We start from the raw sequence: 16,549 nt of genomic DNA, 5'->3' as shown, positions 1-16,549 counted from the left end.
GCCAACCGACGCCCGGGCGGGGTGGTCCCGAGGGGCCACCCCGCGCGGGTCAGGGGTTCTTCGGGTCCTCGTCGTCCGGGGACGGCTCCTTGGACGGGGCCGGGATCACCGGGGCCGACGGGGCCGACGGCTCCGGCGCGGCGGACGCCTCCCCAGCGGACGCTTCCGCGGCGGACGCCTCCGAGGCGGACGCGCCCGACGCGGCGGCCTTCGTCGCCGGCACGATCTCGATCGCCTCGCCCGCCGAGGCCAGCGCCGTGTCGCCCGGCGCCTGGTCCGGGGCGTTCTCCGGGTGGTGGCACGCCACCCGCCGGCCGGGGGCCAGCTCCAGCAGCGGGGGCTCCTTGACCGTGCAGACCTGCGTCGCCTTCCAGCAGCGCGTGTGGAACCGGCACCCGCTCGGCGGGGCGATCGGCGACGGCACGTCACCCTTGAGCAGGATCCGCTCGCTCTTGGCCCCCCGCCGCCTCGGGTCCGGTACCGGGACCGCCGACATCAGGGCCTTGGTGTACGGGTGCATCGGCGCCTCGTACAGCGACGTACGGTCCGCCAGCTCCACGATCTTGCCGAGGTACATCACCGCGATCCGGTCGGAGACGTGCCGGATGACCGACAGGTCGTGGGCGATGATCACGTACGTCAGGCCCAGCTCCTCCTGGAGGTCGTCCAGCAGGTTCACCACCTGCGCCTGGATCGACACGTCCAGCGCCGAGACCGGCTCGTCGGCGACGACGAGCCGCGGCTTCAGGGCGAGCGCCCGCGCGATGCCAATGCGCTGGCGCTGGCCGCCCGAGAACTCGTGCGGGTAGCGGTTGTAGTGCTCGGGGCTCAGGCCCACCCGCTCCAGGAGGCCCTGGACCTCCTTCTTGACCCCGCCCTCCGGCTCCACACCCTGGAGCCGGAACGGCGCGGAGACGATCGAACCGATGGTGTGCCGCGGGTTCAGCGACCCGTACGGGTCCTGGAAGATCATCTGGATGTCGCGCCGGAACGGCCGCATCCCGCCCGTGCTCAGGTGCGTGATGTCGGTACCGTCGAACTCGACCTTGCCACCGCTGGGCTCCAGCAGCCGGGTGATCAGCCGGCCCATCGTCGACTTGCCGCAGCCCGACTCGCCGACCACGCCGAGGGTCTCACCGCGGCGCACCTCGAAGTCGATGCCGTCGACCGCCTTGACGGCGCCGACCTGCCGCTGGAGCAGCCCCTTCTTGATGGGGAAGTGTTTGACCAGGCCCTCGACCTTGAGCAGGGGGCCGGCATCGGTACGCGTCGGTTCGTTGGTCACAGCTTCGGCGCAATCTCTTCGGTCCAGATCCGCGTGCGCTCCGCCTGGTCCATGTGGCAGGCCGAGAAGTGGCCGGAGCCCACTTCACGCAGTTCCGGGCGCTCGGTGCGGGTGATCCCGCCCTTGGGCACATCCGCGTACGGGCAGCGCGGGTTGAAGGCGCAGCCGCTCGGTACGTTGATGAGGGACGGCGGCTGGCCCTTGACCGGGATGAGCCGGTCGGTCTGCTCCCGGTCGATGCGGGGCATCGAGCCGAGCAGGCCCCAGGTGTAGGGGTGCTGCGGCTCGTAGAAGATCTTGTCGACGGGGCCGCGCTCCACGCACCGGCCGCCGTACATCACCAGGATGTCGTCGGCGATCTCGGCCACCACGCCGAGGTCGTGCGTGATGATGACGACCGCCGAGCCGAACTCCTTCTGCAGGTCCCGGATGAGGTCGAGGATCTGCGCCTGGACGGTGACGTCCAGCGCGGTCGTCGGCTCGTCGGCGATCAGCAGCTCGGGGTTGTTGACCAGCGCCATGGCGATCATCGCGCGCTGGCGCATACCGCCGGAGAACTCGTGCGGGTAGGAGTCGACGCGCTTGCCGGGCTCGGGGATGCCGACGCGGTCCAGCAGTTCGATGGCCCGGGTGCGGGCGACCTTCTTCGTGACCTTGTTGTGGATGCGGTACGCCTCCACGATCTGGTTGCCGACTGTGTAGTACGGGTGCATCGCGGACAGCGGGTCCTGGAAGATCATCGCCATCTCACGGCCGCGGAGCCGCCGCACCTCGTCCGGGTCGGCGTTCACCAGCTCCTTGCCGTCGAGCCAGATCTCGCCGCTCATCCGTACGTTCTTGCCCCGCGCGCCGAGCCGGTGCAGGCCCATGATGGCGAGTGAGGTGACGGACTTGCCGGAGCCGGACTCGCCGACGACGCCGAGGGTCTTGCCCTTCTCCAGCTGGAAGGAGAGCCCGTCGACGGACTTGACCAGGCCGTCGTCGGTGGGGAAGTGGACCTTGAGGTCGCGTACGTCGAGGAAGGCGCGCGGTTCGGAGGTGCCGGGGCGGTCCTCCACCACGGCGCCGGTCTTGGACAGTTCGGTCATGACACCCTCACGCGCGGGTCGACGACGGCGTACAGAAGGTCAACCACGAGGTTGAGGAAGACGACGAAGAACGCCGCGAGCAGAGTGACGCCGAGGATCGGCGGCAGGTCGTTGGCGACGATCGACTGCACCGCGTACTCACCGATGCCGTGGAGCGAGTACACGGTCTCGGTGATGACGGCGCCGCCGAGCAGCAGGCCGATGTCCATCCCGAAGACGGTGACGATCGGGGTGAGCGCGGCCCGCAGGCCGTGCTTGGCGACGACCCGCCGCTCCCGCATGCCCTTGGCGCGGGCGGTACGGATGAAGTCCTCGCTCATCGCCTCCAGCATCCCGGAGCGGGTGAGGCGGGCGTAGATGGCCGCGTACAGCAGGGCGAGCGAACACCACGGCAGGAAGAGCGTGTTGGCCCACTGCGAGGGATTCTCGGCGAACGGCACGTACGTCCGGCCGAAGATCTCCAGCTTGTAGCTGAAGAGCAGCAGGAAGAGCTGGGCGGTGAAGAAGATCGGCAGCGAGACGCCGGCGAGCGCGCCGCCCATGGCGGCACGGTCGAAGAACGAGCCGGGCTTGAGCGCGGAGATGACGCCGACGACGATGCCGGAGACCAGCCACAGCACGGCCGCGCCGATGGCGAGGGAGATGGTGACCGGCAGCCGGTCGACGAGCTCCGGCCAGACCTCCAGGTTGGTCTTGAAGGAGTAACCGAAGCAGGGCGCGTCGCACTGCACGACGGTGGGGCCCCGCTCATAGGTGGCGCCGGTGACGATCCCCCTGATGAAGTCCCAGTACTGGACGTAGACCGGTTCATCGAGGCCAAGATTCCGCTTGACCGCTTCGATGTCCGCGGGCGTGGGGTTCTTGCCGATGTACTGCTGGGCCAGCTGATCGACCGTCTGGCCGGCCAGCTTCGGCAGGATGAAGAAGATGCCGAAGGTGACCGCCGTGACGACCAGCAGCAGGATCACTGCCGCGATCAGTCGGCGGATGATGTACGAGATCACGGGGACCGGCGCCGGTGCCCGCGGGCCGCACCGTGGATGCGGGGGCCCGCGGGCACCAATGCCTTCACCTGCCTTCCGGGGCTACTTCTTCGTGGTGCCGATGTTGAGGTAGTCGTACTGCCCGCTCCAGGCCGCGGAAGCCACCATGTTGGTGCCGTGCGGCGAGCGGTAGTTCAGGACCTTGAAGTACGACAGCGGGACGATGGCCGCCTGCTCCATGACCTTCTTGTCGACCTGGACGTACGCGGCGTTGCGCGCGTTCTCGTCCGTGTTGGCGATGGCGTCGTCCAGCAGCTTGTTGATCGCCGGGTCGTTCAGCTCGGACAGGTTGGTGTTGCCGGACTGGCCGATGGCCTTGCCGTGGACGATCTGCTGGAGGTAGCCGTAGCCGGTCGGCCAGTCGGCACCCCACTGCATCATGATCAGGCCGATGTTCTCCTTCTTGGTGAAGGACGGGACACCGGCGTAGTCGCTGAAGTACTTGCTGCCCGGGTACTGCTTGATCTTGGCGTCGATGCCGACCTTCTTCAGCGACGCGACGACGGCGGTGGCGGCGTCGATCTCGGGCTTGCGCTCGCTGCGGGCGGAGATGAAGGTGGAGATCTTCTCCTGGCCGCAGGCCTTCAGATGCTGCTTGGCCTTGGCCTCGTCGCCCTTGTTGTCCTTGCTGGGGTACAGGTCGAACTTCTCGTGGCCCGGCAGGTCGTTCGGCATCACGGTGGTGGCGATGTCACCGCGGATCGGGCCGCCCATCGCGGTCTGCACGGAGACCTTGTCGATGGCGTACTGCACGGCCTTGCGGCACTCGACGTTGTCGAACGGCTTCACCTTGGTGTTGATCGCCGTGTAGACGAGCCGGCCACCGTAGGTGTTGTCGGTGTTGGCCTTGAGGTCCGCCTTGGACATGACCTTCGCCTGTGTCTGGGCGTCGACGCCGCCGCCCTTGAGGTCGGCGATGATGTCGCCCGACATCAGGTCCTTGTCGATGGTGGCCTGGTTGACCTTGAGGTTCAGGACGATCTTGTCCGGGTACTGCTTGCGCAGCGGGTCGGTCTTGGCGTCCCAGTGCTCGTTGCGGACGAGGACGACCTGCTGGCCGTCCTTGTAGGTCTCGAACTTGTACGAGCCGGAGGACAGGATCGACTTGGTGTAGTCCGCGCCCTTGTCCTTGGCCCTCGGCACCGGGGCGGTCTGCGGGGCGCTGACCAGGTAGTCGAAGTCCGCGAAGGGCTTGTTGAGCTTGAAGACGATGGTGTGGTCGTCCGGCGTCTGGATGGACGCCAGGCCCTTCTCGCTCTTGTCCTTGTACGGGCCCTTGTACTTGGCCGGGTCGTCCAGGAGCTGCTGGAAGTAGTTCGGGCCGTTGGACAGCACGTCACGCGCGAAGTTCGAGCGCTCGATGGCGTACTTGACGTCCTTGGCCGTGACCGGCGTGCCGTCGCTGTACTTGACGCCCTGGCGGATCTTGTACGTCCAGGTCTTGCCACCGTCGCTGGGGGTACCCATGCCCTCGGCGAGGTCGGCGACGAGCTCGTTGCCCTTCTCGCCGGGGCCCGGCTTGAAGGTCGTCAGCGGGCGGGCGTACAGCCGGCTGAAGTTGTAGATGAACGAGTAGTACGTGTTGCCCGGGTCGAAGGACTCGGGGGCGTCGGCCATCGCGTAGGTGACCGTGCCGCCCTTCTTGTCCGAGGCGTTGACGACACCGGTCGTCGCGGCGTTCGCCTTGGCATTGCCCTTGGCACTCGAGTCGCCGTCGTCCGCCTTGCTGCAGCCCGCGAGGAGCAGGCTGGCACTGCTGACGACCGCGATTGCGGCCACTGCTGACCTTCGCATTTTCGTCGAACTCCCCTTTGTTTTCGGAAACTTGTCGGTACGGTCCGGGCCCGGTGGTGCGGCCGCCGCGGATGACGTGGCAGACGTCAGCGGCTGCGCGGGTCCAGAGCGTCCCGAAGGCCATCACCGAGCAGGTTGAAGGCCAGTACGGTGATGAAGATCGCGAGGCCGGGGACGAGCATGTACTGCGGATCGACCTCGAAGAAGTCGACCGCCTCCCTCAGCATGCCGCCCCATGAGGCCTGCGGTGGCTGGATTCCGACGCCGAGGAAGCTGAGCGATGCCTCGAAGATGATGTTGGTCGGAATGAGCAGTGTCGCGTAGACGGTGATCGGTCCCACGAGGTTCGGCAGCAGCTCGCGGAAGAGGATGTACGGGCCGCGGGCCCCCATCCCGCGCGAGGCGTCGATGAACTCCCGTTCCCGCAGGGCCAGGGTCTGACCGCGCACGATACGGGCCATGTAGGGCCAGTTGAAGAACCCGATGACGAAGATGAGCACGCTGATGTGCAGGGGCAGGCCCTCCAGGCCGAAGGCACCGCCCTGCAAGGTCGCCGAGATGGCGATGGCGAACAGCAGCAGCGGGAAGGCGAGGAACGTGTCCATGAGCCGGCTGATCACGGTGTCCACACGGCCGCCGTAGTACCCGGCGATCAGGCCGAGCACCACACCGATGACGTTGGACAGGATCGTCGCGCCGAAGGCGACGACCAGCGAGACCCAGGAGCCCTCCAGAATGCGGGCGAGGATGTCGCGGCCGAACTTCGGATCGACGCCCAGCGGGTGGTCCCAGCTCATCCCGCCGAATCCGCCCTTGGGGAGCGAGGTGTTGGGATCGACCAGGTCCTGCTGGAAGGCGTTGGGGTCGAGACCCAGCATCGCCTGGAGCGGCCGGGAGAGCGCGGCGATCAGGACGAGCAGAACGACGATCACTCCGCCGGTCACGGCCAGCTTGTCCCGCTTGAAGCGGGTCCAGGCGATCTGACCGAGTGAACGACCTTCGATCTGCTTGGACTTGACGCCTTCAAGTACGGCCTCAGGCGCTGCCTCGGCCTGCGATCCGGTGGTCTCAATGGGTGCGGTCATCGTCCCTCGTGCTCGCCCGTGCCGACGGTCGCCGACAGTGCTCGACGGACCACCCGGGTCTGCGGCGCGGTCCGTTCAGGGGATGCGCGAATGCGCTGCACGCATGTGCGACCACCCCTGGTTGGGGGGAGTCTTCAATGGGTTCACGATCACCCGCCAGACCTCACCGGGAATGTTTGCGCAACCGTGATGCGGGTCGTCGGCTTCCGTTATCCGGACGGGTCGGCCGCCTCAGCGGACCAACTCGGCCGGTATTCCATCGAAACGGACAAGCGAAAACGGACAAGCGGGAGCGTCAGCCGCGAGGCGGGTATCCGTACCCCGTACCGGGCACGACGGGTGCGGTGGCGTGGGCCTCGCGGTCGTAGAAGGGGCGGGCGTTGGCCCGCATCCACATGGTCACCGGGTCGTACTCGTCGGACATCGCGACCGTGGACACGGGCAGGCCGTCCGGGACGGCCCCGACGGACTGCTGCATCATCGCGCGCACGGCGTCGACGGACGCCTGGCCGGTGTCGTACAGGTCCAGGCCGATGGCGAGGTACGGGGTGCCGAGGGCCGGCTGGACCCAGGCACGGCGCAGCGACCGGACGGCGGGGGTGCGGTGGGCGTTCTGGGTGAGCAGGGCGTAGAACTGCGGTAGCTGGATGCCCGGTTCGGACAGTTTGAGCGGTCCGGCGGGCATTCGGTCGAGGCCGGTGGCGATGCGGCGCAGGTCCGGCCAGGGGATGCCGACGCCACCGCCCGGAGCGTGTGGATTGAGCCAGATGCCCCAGCGGTCGGGGTAGAGGGCGCGGGCGATGTCACGGCCACTGATGACCTCGTGGGCGCGGTTCCAGCCGGAGGCGGCGAGCTCCTGCGCGGAGGTGACGCACGGGGCGTACCCGAGGCCGTCGACCTCCATGTTCCCGTACTGGGCGTCGGGCGAGCCGGCCTGGCCGTACCAGAGCAGCATCCACAGCCGGCCTTCGGCGAGGGCGTGCAGGAGTGCCTCGTACGTGTCGTAGCGGCCGGGAGTCACCTGACTCAGCATGTGCTCGACCTGCCCTGCCGCGTGCCCGGCCGCCGCTCCGGCCGCCGCGGCGCCTGACGCGCTCACCCTGGGTCCCGCCCCTCTTCCGTCCACCCGACCAGCTTATGCGTGCCCGCGCTGGTAGAAGGGCCGTACCTTCTCCAGCATCCAGTCCCCCACCTGGTCCTGCGCGACGTCCAGCAGGACCAGGTTGACCGGCCACGGCACCTGTACGCGGCCCAGCGCCCGGCCCAGGGCGTCCATCGGTACGTTACGGTCGGCGCCCTCCCAGGACGAGAGCTGCACGCCGATGAAAAGGGTGGGGCTGTCCCCCTCGATGCTCGCCAGGCAGCGGCGGGCCGTCAGAACGGTGGCGGTGGCGTCGAACTCGGCGGCCGCGGCGGACAGGAAGTCGACCGGGTCCTCCTGCCAGTCCGGCTCGAACAGCCGCACCCGGGCGCCGCTCGCGGGCCCGTCCAGCGGGGTGCGGCCGGCCCGGCACAGCTCGGCGACGGCGAGCGGGGGCAGCGGGGCGCCGACGGCACCGCCGGGGTTGACGGCGATGCCGAGCTGTGGCGGCAGGCCGCGTGCGAACTCGACGGCCGGGGCGACGGCGTACGGCATGTGGGCGCCCGCGCACTGGAGGAACTGGGCCTCGGAGCTGAAGACGGGGACGTACGCCTGCCCGCCGATCTCCAGGGTGGGCAGGTCCAGGTCCGGGCTGTCGGGGGCGCCGCCGTTGGGGAGGGGCACCCAGACGTGGCTGCGGCCCAGCACCTCGACGAGACGGCCCCCGGCCGCGGGGTTCCCCAGGGAGGCGGCGAGCACCTCTTCGAGCTCATTGCCCGGCCATGCAGTGTCCACTGGTGCTCCTGGTCCTTCCCCGCGCGTGCCTGTCGCTGCCGCAGCACCCTAACGCGGGCTCCGCCGCCCGGGTCGCCGCCCGGGTCAGCCGAACGCGATCCGGGTCAGCGCGGACGCCGCCGGACGGTCCAGCAGCACGGCGGACGCGCACCCGCGCGGCACGACGCCCCGCTCCGCGCCCCGCACCAGCCGCCCCACCGCCCTGCGGTGCCGCCCGAAGGCGTACCCCGACACACCGCGGCCCCGCTCGCGCTGGCCCTCCCGGGCCGTGCCGGGCGGGACGTCCAGCAGGAACAGGTGCAGGGCCGTGCCGCGCCGCCGGGCCTCCCGGGCGAGCCAGCGCCGCACCCAGGCCTGGGTGCCGCAGTCGTGGACGACGACGCTCTCGCCGGAGCGCAGGGCCCGCCGCAGCCCCGCGTAGTGCGCCAGCCGGACGAGGGGCCGGTAGACGGCGTACGGCAGGAGGCCGGGCACCCGGTGCTCCCACCGCTCCCGGGCGTCCTGCGAGTCGATGCCGCGTCCCTGGGCCGCCCGGGCGATCAGGGTCGACTTGCCGCTGCCGGGCAGGCCCGACACGACCACCAGGTCACCGGCCGGGAAGATCAGCGCCCGGGGTCCGCACCCGCGCCGGTCCCGCAGGTCGCGCACGACCGGGAGGGCGGGCGCACCGGCCACCGCCCGCCCGCCCGCGGGCAGGCCCGGCTGCCCGGGCACGCCGGCGGTCGTCGGGTACGCCCCGGTCCGCTGCAACGTCATCGCTACTCCCCCAGCTGGGTCGGCTTCTGACGACCCTTGCCCATGAAGTGTAAAGAAAGGGTAATAAGGCACAAGCGATTTGCCGAGGAGACCCCGCGTGCAATGATGTGCGCGCCGACGCACACACGTGCGTACACAACCGCATACCGGCCGCTTGAATCCGCGCGGGAGAGTTCCGGGTCCCGCCCGGGCGCCGAAGGAGCAAGTTCCTCCCTTGAATCTCTCAGGCCCCGTACCGCGTGGATGAGGCAGATCTGAAAAGCGGGCCGCCACGGCGGCTCCACCCAAGGTGCAAGCCGAAGGCCGTCCCCGTACGGTCACGGTGAACCTCTCAGGTTCCGATGACAGATGGGGAGGATCGTCTTCGAGCCATGCCCTGGGAGCCACATCCATGAGCACTGCCCCCCGCCTGACCGCCCTCGATGCCGTGCATCGTGCGCTCGGCGCGACCATGACCGACTTCGCGGGCTGGGACATGCCGCTGCGGTACGGGAGCGAGCGTGACGAGCACAACGCCGTCCGTACGCATGCCGGACTGTTCGACCTCTCCCACATGGGTGAGATCACCGTCACCGGCTCGCAGGCCGCCGACCTGCTGGACTACGCGCTCGTCGGCAACATCGGCAGCGTCGGTACCGGCCGCGCCCGCTACACGATGATCTGCCAGGAGGACGGCGGCATCCTCGACGACCTGATCGTGTACCGGCTCCAGGAGCAGGAGTACATGGTCGTCGCCAACGCCTCGAACGCGCAGGTCGTGCTGGAGGCGCTGACCGCCCGCGCCGCCGGGTTCGACGCCGAGGTGCGCGACGACCGGGACGCCTACGCGCTGCTCGCCGTCCAGGGGCCGCAGTCCCCCGGCATCCTGAAGTCCCTGACCGACGCCGACCTGGACGGGCTGAAGTACTACGCGGGCCTGCCGGGCACCGTCGCGGGCGTCCCCGCGCTGATCGCCCGCACCGGCTACACCGGTGAGGACGGCTTCGAGCTGTTCGTGGAGCCGCAGCACGCCGAGAAGCTGTGGCAGGCGCTGCTGGAGGCCGGAGCCCCGGTGGGTCTGATCCCGTGCGGGCTGTCCTGCCGCGACACGCTGCGCCTGGAGGCGGGCATGCCGCTGTACGGGCACGAGCTGACGACGTCCCTGACCCCGTTCGACGCGGGCCTGGGCCGGGTGGTCAAGTTCGAGAAGGAGGGCGACTTCGTGGGCCGCGAGGCGTTGGCCGCCGCCGCCGAGCGGGCGCAGATCGCCCCGCCGCGCAAGCTCGTGGGCCTGATCGCCGAGGGCCGACGGGTCCCGCGCGCCGGGATGTCCGTGGTGGCGGACGGCAAGGTGATCGGCGAGGTCACCTCGGGCGCCCCGTCGCCGACGCTGGGCAAGCCGATCGCCATGGCATACGTGGACGCCGCGCACGCCGCGCCGGGCACCGGAGGGGTCGGCGTCGACATCCGCGGTACCCATGAGCCGTACGAGGTCGTGGCGCTGCCGTTCTACAAGCGCCAGAAGTGACCCCCCGCACCACCACCCCGTTCACCAGCACTCCCCCGCGTACAGGAGAATTCCAGTCATGAGCAACCCCCAGCAGCTGCGCTACAGCAAGGAGCACGAGTGGCTGTCGGCCGCCGAGGACGGCGTGTCGACGGTCGGCATCACGGAGCACGCGGCGAACGCGCTCGGCGACGTGGTGTACGTCCAGCTCCCCGCGGTCGGCGACACGGTCACCGCGGGCGAGACCTGTGGTGAGCTGGAGTCGACCAAGTCCGTCAGCGACCTGTACTCCCCGGTGACCGGCGAGGTCGTCGAGGCGAACCAGGACGTCGTCGACGACCCCTCGCTGGTGAACACCGCCCCGTTCGAGGGCGGCTGGCTGTTCAAGGTACGCGTCGCGGACGAGCCGAAGGACCTGCTCTCCGCCGACGAGTACACCGAGTTCTCCGGCAGCTAAGGACCCCTCCCCGATGTCGCTTCTGAACACCCCTCTTCACGAGCTGGACCCGGACGTCGCCGCCGCCGTCGACGCCGAGCTCCACCGTCAGCAGTCCACCCTCGAGATGATCGCCTCGGAGAACTTCGCTCCGGTCGCGGTCATGGAGGCCCAGGGCTCCGTCCTGACCAACAAGTACGCCGAGGGCTACCCCGGCCGCCGCTACTACGGCGGCTGTGAGCACGTCGATGTCGTCGAGCAGATCGCCATCGACCGCATCAAGGCCCTCTTCGGTGCCGAGCACGCCAACGTCCAGCCGCACTCGGGTGCCCAGGCCAACGCCGCCGCGATGTTCGCGCTGCTGAAGCCGGGCGACACGATCATGGGTCTGAACCTGGCCCACGGTGGTCACCTGACCCACGGCATGAAGATCAACTTCTCCGGCAAGCTCTACAACGTCGTCGCCTACCACGTCGACGACGCGACCGGTCAGGTCGACATGGCCGAGGTCGAGCGCCTGGCCAAGGAGTCCAAGCCGAAGCTGATCGTCGCCGGCTGGTCCGCCTACCCCCGCCAGTTGGACTTCGCCGCGTTCCGCCGGATCGCGGACGAGGTCGGCGCGTACCTGATGGTCGACATGGCGCACTTCGCGGGCCTGGTCGCGGCGGGTCTGCACCCCAACCCGGTGCCGCACGCCCACGTGGTCACCACCACGACCCACAAGACGCTGGGCGGCCCGCGCGGTGGTGTGATCCTGTCCACCGCCGAGCTCGCCAAGAAGATCAACTCCGCGGTCTTCCCCGGTCAGCAGGGCGGCCCGCTGGAGCACGTGATCGCCGCCAAGGCCGTGGCGTTCAAGGTCGCCGCGAGCGAGGACTTCAAGGAGCGCCAGCAGCGCACCCTGGACGGCGCCCGCATCCTGGCCGAGCGGCTGGTCCAGCCGGACGTCACCGAGCACGGTGTGTCGGTCCTGACCGGCGGCACCGACGTGCACCTGGTGCTGGTCGACCTCCGCAACAGCGAGCTTGACGGCCAGCAGGCCGAGGACCGGCTCCACGAGGTCGGCATCACCGTCAACCGCAACGCGATCCCGAACGACCCGCGGCCCCCGATGGTCACCTCGGGCCTGCGGATCGGCACCCCGGCGCTGGCCACCCGTGGCTTCCAGGCCGAGGACTTCACCGAGGTCGCCGACATCATCGCCGAGGCGCTGAAGCCGTCCTACGACGCGGACGCGCTCAAGGCCCGGGTGTCGGCCCTCGCCGCGAAGCACCCGCTTTACCCCAGTCTGTAACATTCATAGACGTTACGTACGTAACAGACTGGACTGCGGGGCACCGCGCACACTGAACAGTGAGTGCGGTGCCCCGTCTCTTGCCCCACCCGAGCACCACCCGTTGCGCCCCTGCACCACCCCGGCAGACAGCGACGTCTACCAACCAAGGAGTTCCCCCGTGGCCATCTCGGTCTTCGACCTGTTCTCGATCGGCATCGGCCCGTCCAGCTCCCACACGGTCGGCCCCATGCGCGCCGCCCGGATGTTCGCCCGCCGGCTGAAGAACGAGGGCCTGCTGGCCCCGACCGCCTCGATACGCGCCGAGCTCTACGGCTCGCTGGGCGCGACCGGCCACGGCCACGGCACCCCCAAGGCGGTCCTCCTGGGCCTGGAGGGCAACTCGCCCCGCACGGTCGACGTCGAGACCGCCGACGAGCAGGTCGAGCGGATCAGGAGCACCAAGCGCATCAACCTGCTGGGCGCCCACGAGATCGGCTTCGACTTCGACGAGGACCTGGTCCTGCACCGCCGCAAGGCGCTGCCGTACCACGCCAACGGCATGACCCTGTGGGCGTACGACGCCGACGGCGCCACCCTGCTGGAGAAGACGTACTACTCGGTCGGCGGCGGGTTCGTGGTGGACGAGGCCGCGGTCCAGGGCGAGAACCCGATCGTCCCCGACGACACCGTGCTGAAGTACCCCTTCCGCACCGGTGACGAGCTGCTGCGGCTCACCAAGGAGACCGGCCTGTCGATCTCCGCGCTGATGCTGGAGAACGAGAAGGCCTGGCGCACGGAGGACGAGATCCGTGCGGGCCTCCTCGACATCTGGCGCGTGATGCAGGCGTGCGTGGACCGCGGCATGTCCCGTGAGGGCATCCTGCCGGGCGGCCTGAAGGTCCGCCGCCGCGCCGCGAACACCGCGCGCAAGCTGCGCTCCGAGGGCGACCCGCAGGCCCTGGCCATGGAGTGGATCACGCTCTACGCGATGGCCGTGAACGAGGAGAACGCCGCGGGCGGCCGGGTCGTCACCGCCCCCACCAACGGCGCCGCCGGCATCATCCCGGCCGTCCTGCACTACTACATGAACTTCGTGCCCGGCGCGGACGAGGAGGGCGTGGTCCGCTTCCTGCTCGCCGCGGGAGCGATCGGCATGCTCTTCAAGGAGAACGCGTCCATCTCCGGCGCCGAGGTCGGCTGCCAGGGCGAGGTCGGCTCGGCCTGCTCCATGGCGGCGGGCGCGCTCGCCGAGGTGCTGGGCGGCAGCCCGGAGCAGGTGGAGAACGCCGCCGAGATCGGCATGGAGCACAACCTGGGCCTGACCTGCGACCCGGTGGGCGGCCTGGTCCAGATCCCGTGCATCGAGCGCAACGGCATGGCGGCGGTCAAGGCCGTCACGGCGGCCCGCATGGCGATGCGCGGCGACGGCAGCCACAAGGTCTCCCTGGACAAGGTCATCAAGACCATGAAGGAGACGGGCGCCGACATGAGCGTGAAGTACAAGGAGACCGCGCGCGGCGGTCTTGCGGTGAACATCATCGAGTGCTGACACGCCGCCGGAACATTTTCTTCCGGTAGCCGCCCGTGATGGGCTCGTCCCATGACGGAGAACGACAAGATCGCGACGTTACGGGGCGGGACCTCCCGCCGCGCCCTCCTGACCGCCGCGGCGGGTGCCGCCACACTGCTGACCGCCGGCGCGGCCGCCCCGGCCGCCACTGCCGGCGCCGGGGCCCCGAGGCGTGCCTCGCACCGTGCGGCCGCCATCGGGAAGCTGCGGGCGCTGGAGCGGCGGCACGGGGCGCGGCTGGGCGCGGTGGCCCGCAACACGGTCACCGGCGCCACCGTGCTGTACCGGGCCGACGAGCGCTTCCCCATGTGCTCGACGTTCAAGACGCTCGCGGCGGCGGCCGTGCTGCGGGACCTCGACCGGCACGGCGAGGTGCTCGCCAAGCGCGTCCGGTACACCAAGGACGACCTTGTGGAGAACTCCGACAAGGCGGAGGAGTACCTGGCCACGGGCATGACGGTCGCGGAGCTGTGCTGGGCCGCCATCTGCTTCAGCGACAACACGGCGGCCAACCTGCTCATGCGCGAACTCGGCGGCCCCACCGCCATCACCCGGTTCTGCCGCTCCCTCGGGGACGGTACGACCCGGCTCGACCGCTGGGAGCCCGAGCTGAACACCTGCGAGCCGTGGCGCGCCGAGGACACCACCACGCCCGCCGCCATCGCCGGGGACTACGAGCGGCTGGTGCTCGGCACCGCGTTGAACCGGCCCGACCGCGAGCGGCTGACCGGCTGGCTGCTGGCCAACACCACCAGCAAGGAGCGGTTCCGCGCCGGGCTGCCGGAGGACTGGCGCCTGGCCGACAAGACGGGCGGCGGCGCGTACGGCACCAACAACGACGTCGGCGTCGCCTGGACGCCCGACGGCACCCCGGTCGTCCTCGCCGTCCTCACGACCAAGCCGAAGCAGGACGCCCCGGCGGACCACCCGCTCGTCCGCGACGCGGCCTCGGTGCTGGCCGCGGCCGTCACCTGAGGACCGCCGAGTGCACGCTCAGCCAGTGGGGGTCGGGCACCACGGTGAGGATCGCCGAGACCAGCACGACCCCCGCCAGAGCGGCCACTTCGGCAGCGACGGGCCGCGTCGTGTCGCCGTCGCCGCGCAGCCGCCGGCGGGCGGCCAGCGCCAGGACGCTCACCACGGCCACCAGCACCAGCTTGCCGATCAGGACCCTGCCGTACGCCGACGCGAACACCGCCTCGGCGGGGAGGCGGCGCAGCGCCGAGCAGGTACCGGTGACGGCGAGCGCGGCGTACAGCCAGACGGCGAGCCGGGCGTACCGGGCCAGCACGTCCCGGCCGCCACCGCGCAGCCACATCGTCCGCAGGACGTGCCCCAGCCCGCCCGCCCACAGGGAGGCGGCCGTCAGGTGGACCACCGTGAGGGCGGTGCCCAGTTCCGGGGTGTACGGCTCGGGATGCGCGCGCAGCGCCTCCGCGCCGACCACCAGGGCCAGTGGGGCGACAGCCCAGCCGGGGCGCCCGAGCGCGGCGCAGCCGGCCGCCAGGGCGAAGCCGTTGGCCATGGCCAGCAGCAGCCCGCCGTCCCTCGTCCCGTACGTGGCGGTGAGGTCCAGGTCGCTGACCCGCGCCAGCAGCACGATCTGCCCGGCGGACGCGGCGGCCCCGCCGAGGGCGGCCCACACGGCCCAGGAGCGGGGCGTGCGTCCGGGGCCCGCGAGCCGGACGCCGGCCAGTTCGCCGAGGTGCAGGGCGAGGGCGGTGAACACCGCGACGCGCAGCAGGGTCGTCGTCCCGGCGGCCGGGATGCGGAGCTCCCCGGTGCCTCGCCCGGCGATGCCCGCGCCGAAGAGCGCGACCGCCACCGCCACGAGCGCGCCGACCGCGAGCGCGGTACGCGTACGGCGCCGCCCGGATCGCCGGGCGGCGCCGTTCGTCCCTGTGGTCACGCCTTGCTGAGGTGCGCCCAGAACTCGTCGAAGGTGAGCAGCCCGTCGCCGTTGCCGTCCTGCGCGTTGATCACGGCCTGGGCGACGGTCTCGGTGACGTTGAAGTCGCCGAGCTGCGCCATGACGCTCTTGTACTCGGCGGCCGTGATGAGCCCGTCCCCGTTCACGTCGTACCGCTCGAACGCCTTGCGCGCCGCCTCGATGTCCGCCACTGGTCCACCCCTTCTTGGTGCATAACTGACGCCGGTCAGATTATCGGCAGGGAGCGTGGGCCGAGTTCGGGGGCCATGGTCCACCATGGGGGCATGGGTGACGAAGTGGCGCGGATCCTCACGGCGGCTTCCCGGGGGGACTTCCCGCCGGCGGACGGCACGGTCACGGTGGTGGCGCAGCCGAACGCGCGCGACGCCGGGGTGCTGGCCTTCACCGCGCACTCGGTGATCTTCACGGACGAGGACCCGGACCGGGTCCGGGCCGAGCTGGCGGCCACGGCGAGCGACGCGCTGGCCGCCGCGATGAACCCGGTGTTCCTGGCCCGGCTGCTGGCCCGTTGCGGCCGGTACATGAACACCATCGACCTGCTGACCGTCGCCGACGCCCTGCCCGGCGCCCCGCCCGTCGCCCTGCGCGAGATCGCCGACCCGGCGCACCCGCGGGTCGCCCGGGCCGTGAAGTTCCGTGACGACGTACGGGTCTGGGCGGCCGACGGCGGCGTGGTCGTGCTCGGGCGGGGCGTCGCGGGCCGCTGGGAGGCGGCCGTCGAGGTCGACGAGGACGCCCGGGGGCGGGGGCTGGGCAGGGATCTGGCGGTCGCGGCCCGTCACCTGGTGCCGGGCCCGGTGGTGTGGGCCCAGCAGTCCCCGGGCAACGCCCGCAGCGTCCGCACCTTCCAGTCCGCCGGTTACCGCCCGGTCGGCTCGGAGGCGCTGTTCATCGCGGGGTGAC

The 16,549-nt window shown here is 70.6% G+C and carries 16 protein-coding genes and 1 riboswitch; of the genes, 6 read left to right on the top strand and 10 right to left on the bottom strand.

Annotated elements, in window-relative coordinates; genetic code table 11:
- Positions 1-49: 49 nt before the first annotated feature.
- The 8 genes from ACZ6C1_RS02015 to ACZ6C1_RS01980 all read right to left on the bottom strand — a co-directional run bounded on the left by ACZ6C1_RS02015 (position 50) and on the right by ACZ6C1_RS01980 (position 8,927).
- The gene (locus ACZ6C1_RS02015) at positions 50-1,285 is read right to left on the bottom strand and encodes an ABC transporter ATP-binding protein (protein ID WP_469236780.1); all 1,236 of its coding nucleotides are present in this window, start codon (positions 1,283-1,285) and stop codon (positions 50-52) included.
- On the bottom strand, positions 1,282-2,373 hold the full coding sequence (locus ACZ6C1_RS02010; RefSeq protein WP_469236779.1) for an ABC transporter ATP-binding protein: 1,092 nt from the start codon (positions 2,371-2,373) through the stop codon (positions 1,282-1,284). Before ACZ6C1_RS02010 ends, ACZ6C1_RS02015 begins: the two co-directional genes overlap by 4 nt.
- Positions 2,370-3,377 (bottom strand): ABC transporter permease, encoded by a 1,008-nt coding sequence (locus ACZ6C1_RS02005; protein ID WP_469236777.1) that lies wholly within the window; start codon positions 3,375-3,377, stop codon positions 2,370-2,372. Before ACZ6C1_RS02005 ends, ACZ6C1_RS02010 begins: the two co-directional genes overlap by 4 nt.
- A gap of 81 nt (positions 3,378-3,458) precedes the next feature.
- Positions 3,459-5,210, bottom strand: a complete 1,752-nt coding sequence (locus ACZ6C1_RS02000) for an ABC transporter substrate-binding protein (RefSeq protein WP_469236775.1) — start codon at positions 5,208-5,210, stop codon at positions 3,459-3,461.
- Positions 5,211-5,296: 86 nt separating this feature from the next.
- Positions 5,297-6,295: an ABC transporter permease gene (locus ACZ6C1_RS01995; RefSeq protein ID WP_469236773.1), complete on the bottom strand. Its 999-nt coding sequence runs from the start codon at positions 6,293-6,295 to the stop codon at positions 5,297-5,299.
- Between the two features lie 295 nt (positions 6,296-6,590).
- The gene (locus tag ACZ6C1_RS01990; RefSeq protein ID WP_469236771.1) at positions 6,591-7,394 is read right to left on the bottom strand and encodes an enhanced serine sensitivity protein SseB C-terminal domain-containing protein; all 804 of its coding nucleotides are present in this window, start codon (positions 7,392-7,394) and stop codon (positions 6,591-6,593) included.
- 36 nt (positions 7,395-7,430) lie between these two features.
- Positions 7,431-8,171 (bottom strand): enhanced serine sensitivity protein SseB, encoded by a 741-nt coding sequence (locus ACZ6C1_RS01985; RefSeq protein WP_469236770.1) that lies wholly within the window; start codon positions 8,169-8,171, stop codon positions 7,431-7,433.
- Positions 8,172-8,255: 84 nt separating this feature from the next.
- On the bottom strand, positions 8,256-8,927 hold the full coding sequence (locus ACZ6C1_RS01980; RefSeq protein WP_469236768.1) for an AAA family ATPase: 672 nt from the start codon (positions 8,925-8,927) through the stop codon (positions 8,256-8,258).
- 155 nt (positions 8,928-9,082) lie between these two features.
- A riboswitch (glycine riboswitch) is annotated at positions 9,083-9,175 on the top strand.
- Between the two features lie 143 nt (positions 9,176-9,318).
- Between ACZ6C1_RS01980 and gcvT the strand changes: the two genes are divergently transcribed.
- From gcvT to bla, 5 genes are all read left to right on the top strand, one after another.
- Positions 9,319-10,434 (top strand): glycine cleavage system aminomethyltransferase GcvT, encoded by a 1,116-nt coding sequence (gcvT, locus tag ACZ6C1_RS01975; RefSeq protein WP_469236766.1) that lies wholly within the window; start codon positions 9,319-9,321, stop codon positions 10,432-10,434.
- A 58-nt stretch (positions 10,435-10,492) separates the two neighbouring features.
- Entirely contained in the window at positions 10,493-10,870 is a 378-nt protein-coding gene (gene gcvH / locus ACZ6C1_RS01970) for a glycine cleavage system protein GcvH (RefSeq protein WP_469236765.1), read from the top strand.
- Positions 10,871-10,883: 13 nt separating this feature from the next.
- Positions 10,884-12,143 (top strand): serine hydroxymethyltransferase, encoded by a 1,260-nt coding sequence (glyA, locus tag ACZ6C1_RS01965; protein ID WP_469236764.1) that lies wholly within the window; start codon positions 10,884-10,886, stop codon positions 12,141-12,143.
- Between the two features lie 160 nt (positions 12,144-12,303).
- Positions 12,304-13,674 (top strand): L-serine ammonia-lyase, encoded by a 1,371-nt coding sequence (locus ACZ6C1_RS01960; RefSeq protein WP_469236763.1) that lies wholly within the window; start codon positions 12,304-12,306, stop codon positions 13,672-13,674.
- A gap of 51 nt (positions 13,675-13,725) precedes the next feature.
- Entirely contained in the window at positions 13,726-14,670 is a 945-nt protein-coding gene (gene bla / locus ACZ6C1_RS01955; RefSeq protein ID WP_469236762.1) for a class A beta-lactamase, read from the top strand.
- Here bla and ACZ6C1_RS01950 read toward each other — a convergent pair.
- Both ACZ6C1_RS01950 and ACZ6C1_RS01945 read right to left on the bottom strand, forming a co-directional pair.
- Entirely contained in the window at positions 14,663-15,604 is a 942-nt protein-coding gene (locus tag ACZ6C1_RS01950; RefSeq protein WP_469236761.1) for a CopD family protein, read from the bottom strand. The genes bla and ACZ6C1_RS01950 overlap by 8 nt on opposite strands.
- Entirely contained in the window at positions 15,601-15,816 is a 216-nt protein-coding gene (locus ACZ6C1_RS01945; RefSeq protein WP_469236760.1) for an EF-hand domain-containing protein, read from the bottom strand. The genes ACZ6C1_RS01950 and ACZ6C1_RS01945 overlap by 4 nt, the downstream gene beginning before the upstream one ends.
- A gap of 93 nt (positions 15,817-15,909) precedes the next feature.
- On the opposite strand from ACZ6C1_RS01945, the gene ACZ6C1_RS01940 reads away from it, so the two are divergent.
- The gene (locus tag ACZ6C1_RS01940) at positions 15,910-16,548 is read left to right on the top strand and encodes an N-acetyltransferase (protein ID WP_469236758.1); all 639 of its coding nucleotides are present in this window, start codon (positions 15,910-15,912) and stop codon (positions 16,546-16,548) included.
- The last annotated feature ends 1 nt before the right edge of the window (position 16,549 follow it).

Source organism: Streptomyces sp. NPDC041796 (assembly GCF_055590785.1).
This window is presented reverse-complemented; position numbering and strand designations above follow the sequence as displayed.